Origin of the sequence: Oceanobacillus jeddahensis, assembly GCF_000750635.1 — a bacterium.
Taxonomy (GTDB): domain Bacteria; phylum Bacillota; class Bacilli; order Bacillales; family Amphibacillaceae; genus Oceanobacillus; species Oceanobacillus jeddahense.
In genome coordinates this window covers 509,872-525,343 of sequence record NZ_CCDM010000002.1, presented here as the reverse complement: position 1 = coordinate 525,343, position 15,472 = coordinate 509,872, and the positions used below count along the sequence as shown (strand labels likewise).

Genomic DNA, 15,472 nt, shown 5'->3' with positions numbered 1-15,472 from the left:
TTTTTATTCTTCTTTACCTATTAAATAATCTACACCTTCTGTATAAGTGTTACCAGCATTCCATAATAAGAATTCATCAATACCATTTTCATATAACGCTTTAATCTGCGCCTCAACCTCTTCTTTGCCGTATTCAAAAGTAGGACCACTATATAACCACGGCGCACTGAAATCCTGCAACCACGGGCGAGATACTGGTGATTCGTCCAAATCACCTAACACTTCATTTTCTACTTGGGAATATTCATCGACAAGCGCATATGGTTCTTCATCCGGATTGGAAAGCCCGAAGTAAGAACCCCAATGGCTTGGATAAATCATCGATGAAATAATATCCACGTTCTCAGAGATTTTCGAGAAGTTCTGACCAATTCCAGGTGTTTCCTCAATCGTTGCTGCGTATCCAAAAATATCGACGGATACATCAACATCATAATCGCTTAGTTCTTCACGGGCGTAAGCCACAAAATCAGTCACTGCTTCTACACGTTTTTGAATATTATCCATATCCAAATCAGCATAATCTCCCATAGAATATTCCAAATCTTCATCTCTTGTTTCAAAGCCTTCCGGGAAACGGACATAATCAAATTGAATTTCTTTAAAGCCCATTTCTGCTGCCATTTTAGCGATTTCTACATTATATTCCCAAACTTCTTTTTCAAAAGGATTGACAAAAGCATCTCCCCCACCATTCTTCCATACTTCCCCGTTTTCTGTATAAGATAGATCAGGACGGGCTTCAGCTAAGATATTATCTTTAAAAACAACGATACGTGCAATTGGATAAATTTCTTCCTGTTCCAATCGTTCCATCATCGCATCAGGATCAGAAATAAAGGTTGTTCCTATATCTTCATACACTGAGCCTTCTTCAGGAGCAAAAGTGATATGTCCATAATCCTCCTTTACATCAATTACCATTGAATTTAAATCAGTTGAAGATACAAAGTCTATTAAGCTATCCATTTTTTCTCCACCAGCAGAGTTCCCCGTTACATAAATTCCTCTTACTGCATCCGGATATGTAAAATTATAATCAGATGTAACAACAAAGCGGCTAAATCGCTGAGAGGTATCTATTTCCTGTAAACTAGTAGTTCGCTCTTTATGTGAATTTGCTGCTACATCTGCGCTATCTTCTGCATACACTTTATCTGCTTGCCCTAGTCCGACAAACGCTGCACCAGCAACAGCAAAAGTCATCGCCAGGCTCTTCCATTTCCTCATCCAATCAATCTCCCATATGTATATATATTTTATTACTAGTATAAAGGATTTTTGGAAGTTTTTAAAAGAAAAAATCGAAAAAAGTGGAAAAAAGTTTTATTTTGCAGTTAGAATATACTAAGAAAATAATTCTAGGGATTTTGTTGTTTTTCTACCGTATAGACTACTTGCAATTTGCCAAAAATAAACTTATAATAAACTTAATTTAATAGCAGAAGCATTGAAGAAGATTTAGTACATCTTTCCCGCTGATTTTAGAGAGCTTGTGGTGCTGAAAACAAGTATCATGGTAAGGTGGAATTGGACTTTGGAGCTTTATTATAATGAAGTGATTCTATTTATATAGAATAATCAGGGTGGCAACGCGGTTCATTCGTCCCTAATTTGGGAATGGGTGGGCTTTTTTTATTGCCTGGGAAATATTTCAACCTTTGCTCCTATTTACTAAAGTATTTTGTTACTAACGTCTTTTTTGCTTTGAAATAAATAAATGAGGTGAAAACATTGCAAACAATTTTTTCAGGAATTCAGCCCAGCGGTACTTTGACTCTGGGAAATTATTTAGGTGCATTACAACAATTTGTCGAGTTACAAGATGAGTACGACTGTTACTTCTGTATTGTGGATGAGCATGCAATAACTGTTCCCCAAGACAGGTTAGCCCTAAGAAAGAATATCAAATCATTAGCTGCACTTTATTTAGCTTCAGGAATTGATTCGAATAAAGTAACTCTTTTCATTCAATCCGAAGTACCCGAGCATGTTCAACTGGCTTGGATTCTACAGTCCATCAGCTATGTTGGTGAATTAGAACGGATGACACAATATAAGGATAAATCACAAGGAAAAGAAGCTGTTTCTTCTGCTTTGCTAACTTACCCGTCTCTTATGGCAGCTGATATATTATTGTATAATACAAATGTTGTTCCTGTTGGAGATGATCAAAAACAACACTTAGAGCTAACTCGCAATTTAGCACAACGTTTTAACCATCGTTTTAACGATATATTTACCATTCCAGAGATACGCATCCCTAAAGTTGGCGCACGTATTATGTCTTTACAGGATCCAACGAAAAAAATGAGTAAATCAGATACGAATCAAAAGGGATATATTTCGATGCTTGATGAGCCAAAGCAAATCGAAAAGAAAATCAAAAGTGCAGTTACAGATTCAGAAGGCATTGTAAAATTCGATAAAGAAAATAAACCGGGAGTCTCCAATTTATTAACGATTTATTCTGTTTGTACTGGAGAATCGATTGAGAGTCTCGAAGAAAAATATGCAGATAGAGGATATGGAGACTTTAAACAAGGCGTAGCTGACGCTGTCATTGGTGTGTTAGAGCCAATTCAAGAGAAATATAAAGAATTAATTGACTCCGAAGAGCTGGATCTCATTCTTGACAAAGGAGCTGAGAAAGCTTCTTTTACGGCTGGAAAAACCTTAAAAAAAGCAAAGAAAGCAGTGGGGTTAGGCAGAGTCAGAAAATAAGCAAACAGGAAAAAATCCAAGGAAACGAATTTTCCTTGGATTTTCAGTTTTGTTTAGATGTATTTTCTTCGGATTCCATTTCAGCTTCCCACATTCTTTCTAAGAAAGCTTGTCCACGGATTAATTTTTTGCAAAGTTCTTCATGTGCCTGACTCCAACCATCTTTTAATCCATTATAGAGCGCATCCCAAACTTCTTCTTCATTCATATATTTAATAGAAGGATATTTTTTAGGATTCCATTCCGTAAGCCAGTACCTTAATTCTTGTTTATCATTTGTTGTTTTTAATTGATCTAATCCAATCATTAAAAGCTGTTTAAGTTGACGCTCTCTTCTTGTCAAGCCATGAACAAAAGATGGCGGCATAGACAACATATGATACTCTTTTTGGTAGTTCTCAGATTTAAAGCCATATGATTTTTGTTCTGCTTTTTCAATCATGCTGTATACTAACTGCTCTTGTCTGGGAATTAATCTGCTTTTTCTTACCGGAATATAGTATCCCGCAGTATCAAAAGCAAGAATTTCCATCCCATCCGTCACAACAGCTGCATATTCCAATACCGTTCTTTTTTGACCTTTTCGTATCGTTGCTCTTTTGTAAATACTATCGAGTAAATCTTTTGGAAGTTCACGAATATCGTTTTCAATATACTCGAAAAGTTCACTCGATATGTACAGCAGTGGAACTTGATCTAATAATTCAACAGAATCAGATTTTCGCCATTCATGAAAGGGGCATACATTATATCCGTTCTCTTCCCCTTCAAACCAATTTACCCAAGCATCATGTAAATATAACATTTCCTAACCCCACCTTATCTGCCATTTAATATCTTTTCGTTCAAAAAGGATGATTTGATGTCCAATATATTCAATCCTTTGAACTTGAAGGTTAAAATACATTATGACCATCTCACATTTTTTTATGCGAAAACACTTATTTTTCTACATTAAAATGACGAAGTGAAATCAATATAATCAATAAGCCCAGAGGCAGAAAATAACATTCCAACCTCCCTGCTATAAACATAAAATAATCTGCCCAGGTTAATCCGGCGGGGAGGAAATTAAAATAAGCTATGATGGTAACACTGCCTGTTACAGCCATCCCAAATCCGACTAGAAATAAAAAGAAAGAACCCATCGTTTCGCCTCACTTGCTTGTCCAATTACTATTATTCTATGTGCTTGTCCGATAGAAAATACGCGTTTTTTTACAGTATATTAAGACAGGCTTATTCCATTTATTCATGTAACAAATAAAACTTTGATATCCATATGTTTAGCTTACATCATTTGTTCTCCTAAAGATTATGTAGCCAAACGGTTTTTATATTTATTCAATAAAACAACCAAAATAACACCGCTTATAAAAGTGATAAAGACTGTTATATTTAACTCTAAGTAGAAACCTGTTTTCAGGTTACTTAAAATAGCAAATACAGACCCGCTTATCAAGCCAATCATAGCAGAATAAGTCTCAGTTATGTAGTTCATTAACAAATACTTTACCAGCTTACTTGTTATTAATATCCCCAGCAGCACACCTACCCCAATTGTTGCGATAACTGGTATATTAATTGTCAGAATGGCAGAAACAGCTATGTCATAGATGCCCATTATCATAAGTATTAAAGCACCGCTTATGCCGGGTAATACAAGTGCTGTACTAGCGAAAAGACCTGCAAGGATAAAGTATAGGTAATTAGAAAAAGACAAATTATCCATATCCAGATTATCTGCACCAGCAAAAAATTGCATGATGATCACAGCGCTTAAGAAGATGAACATAAAAAAAATAGTGTTTTTTTCTTAGTCTTGTTTCTGTGGTATTTACCGTATCCTTCCATATATATATGGCAAAAAACCTGTAATAATACCGATAAAGAAAAAGAAGGTTTGTAATTGGAAATTCGCAAGCAGGTATTGAATGAGTTGAATAGATGCTATAAAACCGCCAGCCATTCCAATGCCAAAAGTAAAAAGAAACGGGAAGGCTTTTATTCGATCCTTCGTTGTTAACATGCTTAGCGCGTTTAATAAACGTTCATATACTCCTAAAATCATTGCTATTGTACTTCCGCTTACTCCTGGTACCGTTTCTGTTATTCCAACAAACATACCCTGGATGACTGTTCGAATCAAATGATATCAACACCTTTAATTTTGATTAGAAAACACCTGAATGGTTTATTATATAAGATTTAATGTCCTCCGACCAGTAAAAAAGTAAACTATTGCGAATATAGTGGAAGTACCCTGAATTCACAGTTTTCTTATATTTCCAAACATAAAAAAGCCTATCCCTAAGAAAGAGATAAGCTTTTTTCTATACCTTACGCTTCATACTTTTTAAATACAAGTGCTACATTATGTCCGCCAAAACCTAAAGAGTTACTTACAACAGCGTTCACTTCCTGGTTTCTGGCCTCATTTGGCACATAATCTAAATCACATTCCGGATCGGGATATTCATAATTAATCGTTGGAGGAACGATCCCATCAATAATTGCTTTAATGGATATAATTGCTTCAATCGCTCCTGCAGCTCCTAATAAATGACCCGTCATTGATTTTGTTGAAGATATAGCCAGGCTGGATGCTTTTTCACCAAAAACGTCTTTAATAGCCTGTGTCTCAAATTTATCATTTAAATCCGTGCTTGTACCGTGTGCATTGACATAATCGATATCATTGGAATGTAAATTCGCGTCACTTATTGCTTCTTGCATCGCACGTGCAGCGCCTTCCCCATTTTCAGCAGGTGCTGTAATATGGTATGCATCCCCTGTCGCTCCATAACCGACAATCTCTGCGTAAATGTCTGCACCGCGTTCTTTGGCAGATTCAAGTGATTCTAAAATAAGAATACCTGATCCTTCTCCCATAACAAAACCATTTCTTTCTTTATCAAATGGGCGGCTTGCTTTTTTTGGATCTTCCGTTGTGCTTAACGCTTTAGCAGAAGTGAAGCCCGCAAATGCCATATTACTAATTGGCGCTTCTGTACCGCCTGTAATCATAGCATCGGCATCTCCACGCTGAATCGCTTTGAACGCATCTCCAATGGAGTTTGCACCAGAAGAGCAGGCTGTCACTGTACAAGAATTAATCCCTTTTGCCCCTAATTGAATCGACACCTGTCCTGCAGCCATGTCCGGAATCATCATTGGCACAAAGAAAGGGCTGACACGTTTTGCACCTTTCTCTAAAAACTTAGAGTGCTGCTCTTCCCATGTTTTCATTCCGCCAATCCCTGATCCAATCCAAACACCGATACGGCTCGCATTCTCATCTGTTATTTCCAAATTTGCATCTTGTACAGCCATTTTCGCTGCTGCCACAGCATATTGTGTAAAAGGATCCATCTTGCGAGCTTCTTTTTTCTCCATGTAGGCAGCCGGATCAAAATCCTTTACCTCAGCTGCTACTTTCGCAGTAAATTGTTCTTTATCTACCTTTGTTACGTAATCAATACCCGATTTCCCATTAACAATGCTTTCCCACATCGCAGAAACATTATTACCAACGGGAGTTACAGCTCCAAGTCCTGTTATTACAACTCTTTTTTCCACGTTCGTTTGCCTCCTTAATTAAATAAGAATTAACTCCCCCAGCGCAAAGCAACAGCTCCCCAGGTTAAGCCTCCTCCAAATCCAACTAATACGATTAAATCATTATCTTTTATTTTACCCTCTTTTACTGCTTCAGACAAAGCCATAGGAATCGAAGCAGAAGAATTATTTCCAAAACGCTCAATCGATTTCGCCATTTTATCTTCAGAAATTCCTAATCGTTCTCTAGCAGCCTCCATAATCCGGATATTTGCCTGATGTGGAATAAGATAATCCACGTCTTCTCGGGACAGTCCTATTTTTTCAATCACATTCACTGTAGATTCAGGCATTTGTCTCACAGCAAATTTAAAAACTTCCCTTCCATTCATTATGATATGGTCTTCTTTGTTTAAGTAAAGCTCCTTGCCACCAGCGCCATTTGCACCAAGTTCAAAGGACAGAATACCTTTTTCTTCAGATACTTCTCCAATGACAGCTGCTCCTGCACCGTCTCCAAATAATACACATGTAGAACGGTCTGTCCAATCGGTTATTTTAGATAGCTTTTCAGCCCCTACAACAAGTACATTTTTGTATGTGCCTGTAGCAATAAATTGATTTGCTGTAATGATTCCATACATAAAACCAGCACAAGCAGCCCCTACATCCATTGCCGCAGCATTTATAGCTCCTAATTTATCTTGAATTAGACAAGCAATAGACGGAAATGCTGTATCTGGTGTTACAGTTGCTACTAAAATCAAATCAATATCTTCTGCTTTGACATTCGCCTCTTTTAATGCTTCAATTGATGCATAGTATGCCATATCTGAAGTATCAATATCATCTGTAGCTAACCTTCTTTCATGGATACCTGTTCTTGTTCGTATCCATTCATCGTTGGTATCAACGATCTTCTCTAAATCATGATTGGTAACTACATTTGTAGGTAAATAATGGCCGGTTCCTAAAATACCGATACTCATCTAACCGCGCTCCTCTTCTATAAAACATTAATATCAAACATTATGACTTGGTACTAATTTTAAGACAAAATGAAACGGATAGCAAGTTACAATTTCAGCCTGGCTTGTGGACTATACTATCCATTTTTTTTCTTCCATTTTATTTATGGTACATTTTTTGTCACTTTTATTTTTTGCTATCAAATAACAGATGTTAATATTCATTAGGCAATAGCCCGGTGTCAATATACGCTTCAATATCCTCTTCTACCTGCATTTTTACGTTGTTTGGAACGGCAGAGTGAAATCCCCCCAGTGAGATAAATCCATCTTTAAAATCATACGTGTATATTTTCCCTTCCAGATCCCCGCTGTTAAAATCATCCGCTACGGATTTGTACAGTTCCCTGATATGTTGAATCGTACTTGTTAAAACAGCGTCAGGGGCAACATCCATCTGATCTGTCATATAACCAATTGCATAAAAATTATCATTTTCAGCCTCTCTCAAGATACTTTCACTAAAAGCATCTCCAATGGGATAAAAAACATCTACCCCTTGCTCCTTCATCATCGCATAGACCTCCAAAGCAAGGTCATTATTATTCCAATCGTTTATATAATTCAACGATATATCAGCATCTTTATTTGCATGAATGACACCTTCAAAAAAACCTTCTGTTTCCGGCTGCCAAGAATAAGCAGCTATGATCCCAATTTGGTTGCTTTCCGTCATATTTCCAGCGACCATACCAGCAAAAAAACCCATAGCATGAGCATTAAAATTCAAAGAAGTCACATTTTCTCCGGATTCACCGCCATTCACATAAACAAATTGTACATCTGGGTAGCTTTCAGCAAGCGTCATAAAATATTCTCCGTAAATATTACTATGGCCATAAATTAAGTTGACTCCATTATGTACGAATTGATCAACAGTCTGCTGTACTTGATGCATGGTTTCTACATTTTCCTCATAATAAACATTTATATCGTATTCATCACTTATTTCTAACATTGCCTGATACCCTTGTTCAGTCCAAGGATTATTATCTATTTCTGCATCTGTTATAAACCCGACATTTTGTATTTGACCTGTCTCAAAATAAGAACAAGCAGACAGTGTGCAAATCAGGAAAAGAAGGATTAGTGGATAGTGGATATATTTCACCTTAGCACACCCATTCTATCTTGATTAGGCGAGACGACTCCCAACCTCAAGGTATGTGCAGGATGAACCCCAATGAGCAGGTGGGAGTTGAATCGCCTTTTTGCATTTACGAACTTAAATTTACATGGCATGATGTTCTTGAAAGTAGACACCCCAGAAACCCACACTTCAAATTTCTTTAGAAATGAAGTGGCAGGAGTATTCATTACTGAAGCCGCTTATTAAATGTTTGTATTGCTTTGATCACTGTATTTATATCTCTATTTTCCAGCAGAACCTGCTTTTTTTCAACTTTTGTGTTTGTTAAGTTATCGTTAACTGAATTAATCTCTATTAATTTAGGTAAATGTGTCATTTTTATCCACTGCATAAATACATTTAAAAAATCTTTAATGTAAATCGCCTTCTTTTGCCATGCTTCGTCTGAGCAGGAAACCAGCTCACCATCTGCATACACTTTATTCTCTTCCAGTTCCATCCCTTCCCCAATAAGATAAGGTACAGAAATCACGGATGCAGCTGAATTATCAGACACTGCATTCTGATCAAAGACTGTTTGAATCAGTATTACCTTCTCCGTATGTTCGTGCAGATTTTTTATCTCTGATTGATTGATAATGATTGCCAGATCATAATCATTTTTCACTTGATCTACTTCTTGGAAATGACTATTTCTGCCAAAAAAATCTTCTAATCCAGAATTTAGTTGGGCACTCCGAATTCCATCAACTTGATAACCGTTATCTAATAATCTTGTTACAATATGATAACCGACCCAATGATTATGAGGAATAACTAATATACGCAAGAAAAACACTCCTTTATAAAGGTTGTTCAAAAAATCTAATACAAAATATAATGAATATTTATTGAGCGCACTTATTACCAACTCAACTTTCGCACCCAAGAATAAGCATATATATCTTGTCATTCCAGGATTATCATGTTCTTCATTATTATGCTTGCTTTTGGTTAAATCACTTTTTTGTACTAATGATAGTGTATAGCTCCCGCTCCGGCCAACCACTCCACTTTCCTACGCAGCGGTAATCTTACACTTTACCTTCTTTATGCTTTAACAAAGTATATAGAAGGCATAATCAACACTTGTTCCTATTGATATGAAGTAATTTTTTAAGTGCGAAAATTGAGTTAATTATTAACCAGATATATCATTAAATAATCATTAATTTTCACGATTTTTTTAGATTCTTTAAAGCAACGAAAGGCTTTTCATGTTAAAATGATATTTATGATATACTTAGATAAGGTAGTAAAGTGAGGTGGACTTATGCGTTTTATCGCAACTATTTTTTGGGCTGTGGCTATCGCTTTAGCAGTCTCTTATGTATTGACAAGCATGGGTGCAGAGCCATTTATTATTCGAGATGCACTGATTGTAGCGGGTATCTTTTCTATATTCGTGTTTGCTTTAGCTGGTTTGGTTTTGAAAGAAGATACCAAATAAGTAAAACCCCTTGTCTTATTATATGCGACAGGGGGTTTCTATATTTCTAAAAATGCTTTTTATTAAATAAAACGTTCTATGTCTATATTTTTTAGCATAATTACATAAAAGGACAGGCATATGAATTGGAATATATGGGTATAACCTTACCCATATATTCTATATACAAAATAAAAACTGACATGTTTTAAAAATTAATTGGAGCTCTGCTTTGTTCATTTTAAAAAATAACTGTACAATCAGAGAAGAAAAAATAAAGGAAGGTATTTAAAAAATGGATGCTTTAAGTAGATTATGGGAACTAATCCAGTTTTTTATTCTTGGGATCGTTCAAGGAGTTACCGAACCAATTCCGGTATCCTCCAGCGGACACTTAATTATTGTCAGGGAGCTATTTGATATTAAAGCCAGGGGGCTTTCTTTTGAAATATTTGTTAACTTCGCTTCCCTGCTGGCAGTGATGCTGATTTATCGTAAAGATATTGTACGTCTTATCGTCAATACGTGGAACTTCTTATTCAAAGGAGATAAAACGGTCAAAAGTGACTTTATGTTTGTTGTTTATCTCGTGATCGCCACCATTCCTGTAGGGATTATTGGTTTGCTGTTCGGGGATGCGCTTGGCGAAGCGTTAAGTGGTACCAGTGTAGTTGGAATCACATTATTAATTACCGCTCTTGCCCTTTGGATCATTCGTAATCTCAGAGGACGTAAACAGGATGGGGATTTATCCACAAAAGATGCTATTATTGTCGGACTTGTTCAGTCTATCGCTGTAACACCGGGAATAAGCAGATCCGGAGCAACCATCGTCGCTTCAATGCTCGTTGGAATGAAGAAAGAAACAGCACTTCGATTTTCTTTCCTGCTGTATATTCCGGTAAGTCTGGGGACGGCTATTCTTGAAATCCCCGAAATCGCCAGAGACCCTGAAATGAGTCAGCTCTGGGCGCCTTATCTGGTAGCATTTATTACTGCATTTATCGCCAGCTACTTTGCGCTAAAATGGTTTATGAATATCATGCGTCACGGGAAACTGGAGTATTTTGCATATTACTGCGTGATCGTTGGTATTCTTGTCTTGATTTTCTTATAGAGGATGTTCAAAAAGGCCAATAAAAATGACACGGCGAATTTCTGCGTTGACGTGTTTTTTCCGATACTCACGTATTATAAAGCATACGCTCCGTTCGAAAAAAACACGTCGCCTTGAACTTCTTGGTCCTATTTATCGGCCTTTTTGAACACGCACTTATAGTCCATTATTAGAAACTGCAGATCCGCCAGCCTTTTCCTTGCATAAGGGCGCGGAGAGCTTCATCGAATCTCAGCATGTAAATAGAGGCATCCACCAATTTTAATGGCGGATGCCTCTATTAATTTTTCAGGAATAAAACAATTCCTGCTTTATCAATCAGGTATTCCTAAAGCAATTTTTGCGTAGCGTGACATTTTATCTTTACCCCAAGGTGGATCCCAAACAATATTTGTTTTTGTTTCTTTCACTTCCGGAATATCTGATAAAGCATGCTTGATATCTGCTTCAATATGCGCAGATAATGGGCATCCCATGGCAGTCAATGTCATCGTAACCACACACAAACCATCATCATCCAAGTCTACATCATATATTAAACCAAGATTGACAATATCAATACCTAGTTCTGGATCAATTACATTTTCTAATGCACCCATTAGATTCTCTTTCATCGCTTCATCCATATGTGCCATCCTCCTTTCCCTATCCTCTATTAAATCATACTTTAACATGTTATAAAATCATTTTACAACAGATGCTGCTCAAACCAGTCTGTTGCACGATGCATTGCTGGAATACTCACCTTATGCTCTCTGCCTTTTTCCCCAATAAATTGCAGATGTTCTGCTGTTTTATAATATGGCTTTACTGCATGGTAAAAGGAGTGCGATTGTTCAAAGGGAACTACTTTATCATTTTCACCATGCCAAAACATTAATGGACGATCGTTAAGTGCTTTCATATGAGCGGATAAATCAATTTCAGCCAGCTTTTCAAATAATTTATTTAATTCTTCTTGGGTAAATGGAGACTTTCCGTTATTTTCAACATATTGCAGTAATTGTTTCGCATATGCTTGCAGTTTAGGCGTTCCCATCATAACCGCCGCTGCTTTTACCCACGAATATCTGACAAGTGCAGCACTTGTTGTAATACCTCCCATGCTGGTTCCGGCTACACCTAATGCGTTCTCTTTTAGAAGCTGATTTTTCAATAAGTATTTTCGAATGGTATCTAACTCACTAATATTTTTTAACACGATTTCAAAAAAAGCCAGCTGCCGCTTATCATCTGCTAATCCATCATTTCTTTCCCCATGATGAAGCGCTTCGGGCAATAGAACCCGAAATCCTTTTTCTGCAAGCAAATAAGCTATCGGCAAATTCTGTTCTTTCGCGCTGGTAAAGCCATGAAAGTAAATAACCGCCGGACGTGCTTTGCCAGCGTATTTTTGATCAACAACATGTAAACAAGGTATCCCCTTGATTGATTCTTGGTAAATTCCTATCATCGATGACACGCTTCCTTTCACTTATCAACGTACTACCCCTATTGTAAAGTTTTTGTAATATCTTTCGCAAATAATGCAGCTTTTATTTAACTTTTCTTTACTTTACATATTTTCAAATCATGATACGATAAAATTAGATGAGAGGTGAAGGAATGGAAAATAAAAATAGACACTTAATTGCACTTGATTTAGATGGTACGTTATTAACAGATGACAAGAAAATAAGTATTCGAAATAAACAAGTAATATCTCATGCAATCGAAGAAGGACATGTGGTCGTTATTGCCACTGGCAGACCCGGTCGTGCCAGTATCCAATACTATCAGGAACTTCAATTAAAAACACCAATGGTAAACTTCAATGGAGCACTTGTGCATCATCCTCTGGATACCAGTTGGAAAGGTATTCACACACCGATGCCTCTAACTACCGCACATCGGATTATTGATGTTTCCACCGAAGTTGAAGTAAAAAATATATTAGCTGAGGTACAGGATCAAGTTTATTTAGATCAATATAGTGAAGATATTATGACTATCTTCCAAGATTCACCTGAGGAATCTCCATATATTATCGGTGACATTAAATCAAAATTAAAATACGACCCTACATCCGTTCTTATACATCCTGATGCTTCACAGGTTGAAGAACTGCGGGCTCATTTAAATGACTATCATGCAGAAGTTATTGAACATCGTAAATGGGGTGCTCCATGGAATATCATTGAAATCATTAAAAAGGGAATGAATAAAGCGGTTGGTCTCAAAGCTATTGCTGATGAATATCATATCGCCCGGGAAAATATTATCGCTTTTGGGGATGAGGACAATGATTTAGAAATGCTCGACTATGCTGGTGTCGGTGTTTCTATGGGAAATGCTATTGACGAACTTGTTTCTGTTTCCAAACATCAAACCTTAACGAATGAAGAAGACGGTATTAGTATATTTTTAGAGGAATATTTGAATCTTAATAAGAAAAATATCATTATTTAATTTTTAGGGAAGTCTGCAATTTTGCAGCCTTCCTTTCTTTATCTCTTTTCGAATTTCTGTTAATATAAACTTACGAACTTTTTACATGAGGAGGTACTCAAATGGCAGTACATATTTCCCCAACACCTAATCCAAATGCAATGAAATACACATCGGATAGTGTTATTTTTTCAGGGACAAACAGTATTTCTGTGATGCCCGGCGATGTCAGTGAACATGAAATTTTAAATGAATTAATGAAACTGGAAGACGTTGATAACGTTTTTGGTTATCAAAATTTTATTACGGTCAACAAACATTTTGACGCTGACTGGGAAAGCATCAATCCAAAGGTGGAAGAAATATTTGTGAAATTTGGTTATTAAGAAGAGGCTGGGAGCTCCCGGCCTCTTTTCTTTTACTATTCAACTATCATTCGATTTCTAATTAAAACATAAGCAGTACTTATACTTCTCTACACACATAAAAACCCATTTCACTCAAGCATAAGTAAAACAGGTTTATAACGTATCCACAATCATATTGATACTATTCTTCGGTATCTACCGGTACATAGTTTGGATTAATTTCATTATTATCCCCATCTTTTCCGTACATAATAACGATTGGAGGCTCCTCTTGTTCTAATATATCTTCTGAGAAAGTTTCCATGATCTCAAAATCTTGAAAAGACCCTGGTGCTGCTTCTTCTAATTCTATCGTTTTTTCTTCTTGAATCGGTTCCCCGTCTTGTTCAACGCGATAGAAAAAAGCTTCTGCATCTGTTCTCGCCTGCCCAACAATATGGAACTGTTCTCCATCCGAAGTAATATCGATTTCTTGGAACATTACTGTACTTGCTGTTTCATTATCCTCCTCAGGAGCAATCGGTTCAATCACCTCTTCCCCTCTATTTCCACAACCTGCCAATAATACAATCAAAGCTATAACAACATACCAACGTTTCATATTATACACACCTTTTTAATCTTTTCTAAAGAATCCATATACGCCAGCAGTCTCCACAATATTTGTAAATGCATCCGGGTCTACTTCATTTATGATTCTTTCTAAATCATATAATTCATATCTTGTCACTACAAGATACATGAGGCTTTTATCTGTCTTTGTATAAGCTCCCTTTGCAGGTAAAATCGTAATCCCGCGAACCATCGTATCATGGATAGCTTTTTGCAGCTCGTCCGTTTTCTTTGTCACAATAAACGCTGTAACCTTTTCATAGCGTGTATGAATTGTATCAATTACACGAGTGGTTACATAAAGCGTCAGCATAGTGTATAAAGCATTTTCAGGCTCATACAAAACACCCGCAATCACAATAATCAACGAATTCATGATTAAAAAATATTTGCCAATCGGCTTATCTTTCAGACGGGATAAAATCATTGCAACAATATCCATGCCGCCTGTAGAAGCACCTGCTTTTAATGTGATACCAACGCCGACTCCTGCGATAACACCGCCAAATACAGCATTTAAAATAATATCATTCGAGATAGAAACAAGTGGTAGAATTTCTAAGAATAAGGTGGAGAAAAATACTGATATTACACTATAAACCGTAAATCCCTTTCCTACCTTTAACCACCCTAAAATCAAAACCGGAATATTTAAAAGAGCTAATAAAATACCTGTGGATAAGCCGATCCCTAAGAAATCATTAAAAATACTGGATAATAGCTGAGCCGCTCCCGTAAATCCACTGGCATAAACATTTGCTCCGATAAGAAAAAAGTTTAATGATGCAGCATTTAATAACGCCCCAAGGATAACGATACTTATCCTTTTTGCTTCAATATAAAACACAAAACAGCCTCCTTTATTAAATTTTTGACTAAATATTCAATTAAACGTAAACTTAATGTACAATCTTATTTTAAGAAAATGTTCATAAAGTTCCAAAATGCTAAGCTGCAGACTTTTGAATGAACGCATTATTTTTTGTGCGTCTGCGATTACCCGTTCTATCAAAAATATTTGTAAACAGCGTATAAAGTCACCACAATACGTGAAAATTCCTTTTGTAAAATCGACGTTTT

18 protein-coding genes and 1 other annotated feature are annotated in these 15,472 nt (G+C 36.5%); of the genes, 5 read left to right on the top strand and 13 right to left on the bottom strand.

Going from position 1 to position 15,472, the window contains the following annotated elements; all coding sequences use genetic code 11:
- Positions 1-3 precede the first annotated feature (3 nt).
- Positions 4-1,230: a putative glycoside hydrolase gene (locus BN986_RS10265; protein WP_040979696.1), complete on the bottom strand. Its 1,227-nt coding sequence runs from the start codon at positions 1,228-1,230 to the stop codon at positions 4-6.
- Between the two features lie 211 nt (positions 1,231-1,441).
- Positions 1,442-1,614: a binding site (T-box leader), on the top strand.
- 120 nt (positions 1,615-1,734) lie between these two features.
- Between BN986_RS10265 and trpS the strand changes: the two genes are divergently transcribed.
- Positions 1,735-2,724, top strand: coding sequence for a tryptophan--tRNA ligase (gene trpS, locus BN986_RS10260; protein ID WP_040979695.1), 990 nt, complete (start codon positions 1,735-1,737; stop codon positions 2,722-2,724).
- 43 nt (positions 2,725-2,767) lie between these two features.
- On the opposite strand, the gene BN986_RS10255 is transcribed toward trpS, so the two are convergent.
- The 8 genes from BN986_RS10255 to BN986_RS10215 all read right to left on the bottom strand — a co-directional run bounded on the left by BN986_RS10255 (position 2,768) and on the right by BN986_RS10215 (position 9,229).
- A complete protein-coding gene (locus BN986_RS10255; RefSeq protein ID WP_040979694.1) occupies positions 2,768-3,529 on the bottom strand; it encodes a YjbA family protein in 762 nt (253 codons plus the stop codon).
- A 136-nt stretch (positions 3,530-3,665) separates the two neighbouring features.
- The gene (locus BN986_RS10250) at positions 3,666-3,872 is read right to left on the bottom strand and encodes a YuzI family membrane protein (protein ID WP_040979693.1); all 207 of its coding nucleotides are present in this window, start codon (positions 3,870-3,872) and stop codon (positions 3,666-3,668) included.
- A gap of 167 nt (positions 3,873-4,039) precedes the next feature.
- A complete protein-coding gene (locus tag BN986_RS28185; protein ID WP_074435649.1) occupies positions 4,040-4,519 on the bottom strand; it encodes an undecaprenyl phosphate translocase family protein in 480 nt (159 codons plus the stop codon).
- Between the two features lie 42 nt (positions 4,520-4,561).
- Positions 4,562-4,873, bottom strand: a complete 312-nt coding sequence (locus BN986_RS28180) for an undecaprenyl phosphate translocase family protein (protein WP_040979691.1) — start codon at positions 4,871-4,873, stop codon at positions 4,562-4,564.
- A 191-nt stretch (positions 4,874-5,064) separates the two neighbouring features.
- Entirely contained in the window at positions 5,065-6,303 is a 1,239-nt protein-coding gene (gene fabF / locus BN986_RS10235; protein WP_040979690.1) for a beta-ketoacyl-ACP synthase II, read from the bottom strand.
- A 29-nt stretch (positions 6,304-6,332) separates the two neighbouring features.
- Positions 6,333-7,271, bottom strand: a complete 939-nt coding sequence (locus BN986_RS10230) for a beta-ketoacyl-ACP synthase III (RefSeq protein WP_040979689.1) — start codon at positions 7,269-7,271, stop codon at positions 6,333-6,335.
- Between the two features lie 193 nt (positions 7,272-7,464).
- Positions 7,465-8,421, bottom strand: coding sequence for a BMP family ABC transporter substrate-binding protein (locus BN986_RS10225; protein WP_040979688.1), 957 nt, complete (start codon positions 8,419-8,421; stop codon positions 7,465-7,467).
- Between the two features lie 205 nt (positions 8,422-8,626).
- A complete protein-coding gene (locus tag BN986_RS10215) occupies positions 8,627-9,229 on the bottom strand; it encodes a Rossmann-fold NAD(P)-binding domain-containing protein (protein ID WP_148417103.1) in 603 nt (200 codons plus the stop codon).
- Positions 9,230-9,712: 483 nt separating this feature from the next.
- Here BN986_RS10215 and BN986_RS26135 point away from each other — a divergent pair, with 483 nt between their 5' ends.
- Together BN986_RS26135 and BN986_RS10210 are read left to right on the top strand one after the other, a co-directional pair.
- Positions 9,713-9,889, top strand: coding sequence for a DUF2929 family protein (locus tag BN986_RS26135; protein WP_074435648.1), 177 nt, complete (start codon positions 9,713-9,715; stop codon positions 9,887-9,889).
- Between the two features lie 274 nt (positions 9,890-10,163).
- Positions 10,164-10,985 (top strand): undecaprenyl-diphosphate phosphatase, encoded by an 822-nt coding sequence (locus BN986_RS10210; protein ID WP_040979685.1) that lies wholly within the window; start codon positions 10,164-10,166, stop codon positions 10,983-10,985.
- Between the two features lie 314 nt (positions 10,986-11,299).
- Here BN986_RS10210 and BN986_RS10205 read toward each other — a convergent pair whose 3' ends face one another.
- Positions 11,300-11,611, bottom strand: a complete 312-nt coding sequence (locus BN986_RS10205) for a metal-sulfur cluster assembly factor (RefSeq protein ID WP_040979684.1) — start codon at positions 11,609-11,611, stop codon at positions 11,300-11,302.
- 62 nt (positions 11,612-11,673) lie between these two features.
- Positions 11,674-12,438, bottom strand: a complete 765-nt coding sequence (gene yjfP, locus BN986_RS10200) for an esterase (protein ID WP_040979683.1) — start codon at positions 12,436-12,438, stop codon at positions 11,674-11,676.
- 152 nt (positions 12,439-12,590) lie between these two features.
- Between yjfP and BN986_RS10195 the strand changes: the two genes are divergently transcribed.
- Together BN986_RS10195 and BN986_RS10190 are read left to right on the top strand one after the other, a co-directional pair.
- Complete coding sequence (locus tag BN986_RS10195; protein WP_040979682.1) at positions 12,591-13,433, top strand: Cof-type HAD-IIB family hydrolase; 843 nt, start codon at positions 12,591-12,593, stop codon at positions 13,431-13,433.
- Between the two features lie 101 nt (positions 13,434-13,534).
- Positions 13,535-13,798: a NifU N-terminal domain-containing protein gene (locus BN986_RS10190; RefSeq protein ID WP_040979681.1), complete on the top strand. Its 264-nt coding sequence runs from the start codon at positions 13,535-13,537 to the stop codon at positions 13,796-13,798.
- A 163-nt stretch (positions 13,799-13,961) separates the two neighbouring features.
- Here the strand turns inward: BN986_RS10190 and BN986_RS10185 are convergent, their stop codons facing one another.
- Both BN986_RS10185 and BN986_RS10180 read right to left on the bottom strand, forming a co-directional pair.
- The gene (locus BN986_RS10185; RefSeq protein ID WP_052400745.1) at positions 13,962-14,381 is read right to left on the bottom strand and encodes a putative periplasmic lipoprotein; all 420 of its coding nucleotides are present in this window, start codon (positions 14,379-14,381) and stop codon (positions 13,962-13,964) included.
- A 15-nt stretch (positions 14,382-14,396) separates the two neighbouring features.
- On the bottom strand, positions 14,397-15,239 hold the full coding sequence (locus BN986_RS10180; RefSeq protein ID WP_040979679.1) for a YitT family protein: 843 nt from the start codon (positions 15,237-15,239) through the stop codon (positions 14,397-14,399).
- Positions 15,240-15,472 lie beyond the last annotated feature (233 nt).

Excerpts from the sequence above, each read along its gene's own strand:
- BN986_RS28185 (WP_074435649.1), bottom strand. The coding sequence starts at position 4,519 with ATGTTCATCTTCTTAAGCGCTGTGATCATCATGCAATTTTTTGCTGGT.
- BN986_RS10195 (WP_040979682.1), top strand. The coding sequence starts at position 12,591 with ATGGAAAATAAAAATAGACACTTAATTGCACTTGATTTAGATGGTACG.
- BN986_RS10190 (WP_040979681.1), top strand. The coding sequence starts at position 13,535 with ATGGCAGTACATATTTCCCCAACACCTAATCCAAATGCAATGAAATAC.
- BN986_RS10230 (WP_040979689.1), bottom strand. The coding sequence starts at position 7,271 with ATGAGTATCGGTATTTTAGGAACCGGCCATTATTTACCTACAAATGTA.
- BN986_RS26135 (WP_074435648.1), top strand. The coding sequence starts at position 9,713 with ATGCGTTTTATCGCAACTATTTTTTGGGCTGTGGCTATCGCTTTAGCA.
- BN986_RS10205 (WP_040979684.1), bottom strand. The coding sequence starts at position 11,611 with ATGGATGAAGCGATGAAAGAGAATCTAATGGGTGCATTAGAAAATGTA.
- BN986_RS10210 (WP_040979685.1), top strand. The coding sequence starts at position 10,164 with ATGGATGCTTTAAGTAGATTATGGGAACTAATCCAGTTTTTTATTCTT.
- BN986_RS10185 (WP_052400745.1), bottom strand. The coding sequence starts at position 14,381 with ATGAAACGTTGGTATGTTGTTATAGCTTTGATTGTATTATTGGCAGGT.
- BN986_RS10250 (WP_040979693.1), bottom strand. The coding sequence starts at position 3,872 with ATGGGTTCTTTCTTTTTATTTCTAGTCGGATTTGGGATGGCTGTAACA.
- BN986_RS10255 (WP_040979694.1), bottom strand. The coding sequence starts at position 3,529 with ATGTTATATTTACATGATGCTTGGGTAAATTGGTTTGAAGGGGAAGAG.
- yjfP (WP_040979683.1), bottom strand. The coding sequence starts at position 12,438 with ATGATAGGAATTTACCAAGAATCAATCAAGGGGATACCTTGTTTACAT.
- BN986_RS10265 (WP_040979696.1), bottom strand. The coding sequence starts at position 1,230 with ATGAGGAAATGGAAGAGCCTGGCGATGACTTTTGCTGTTGCTGGTGCA.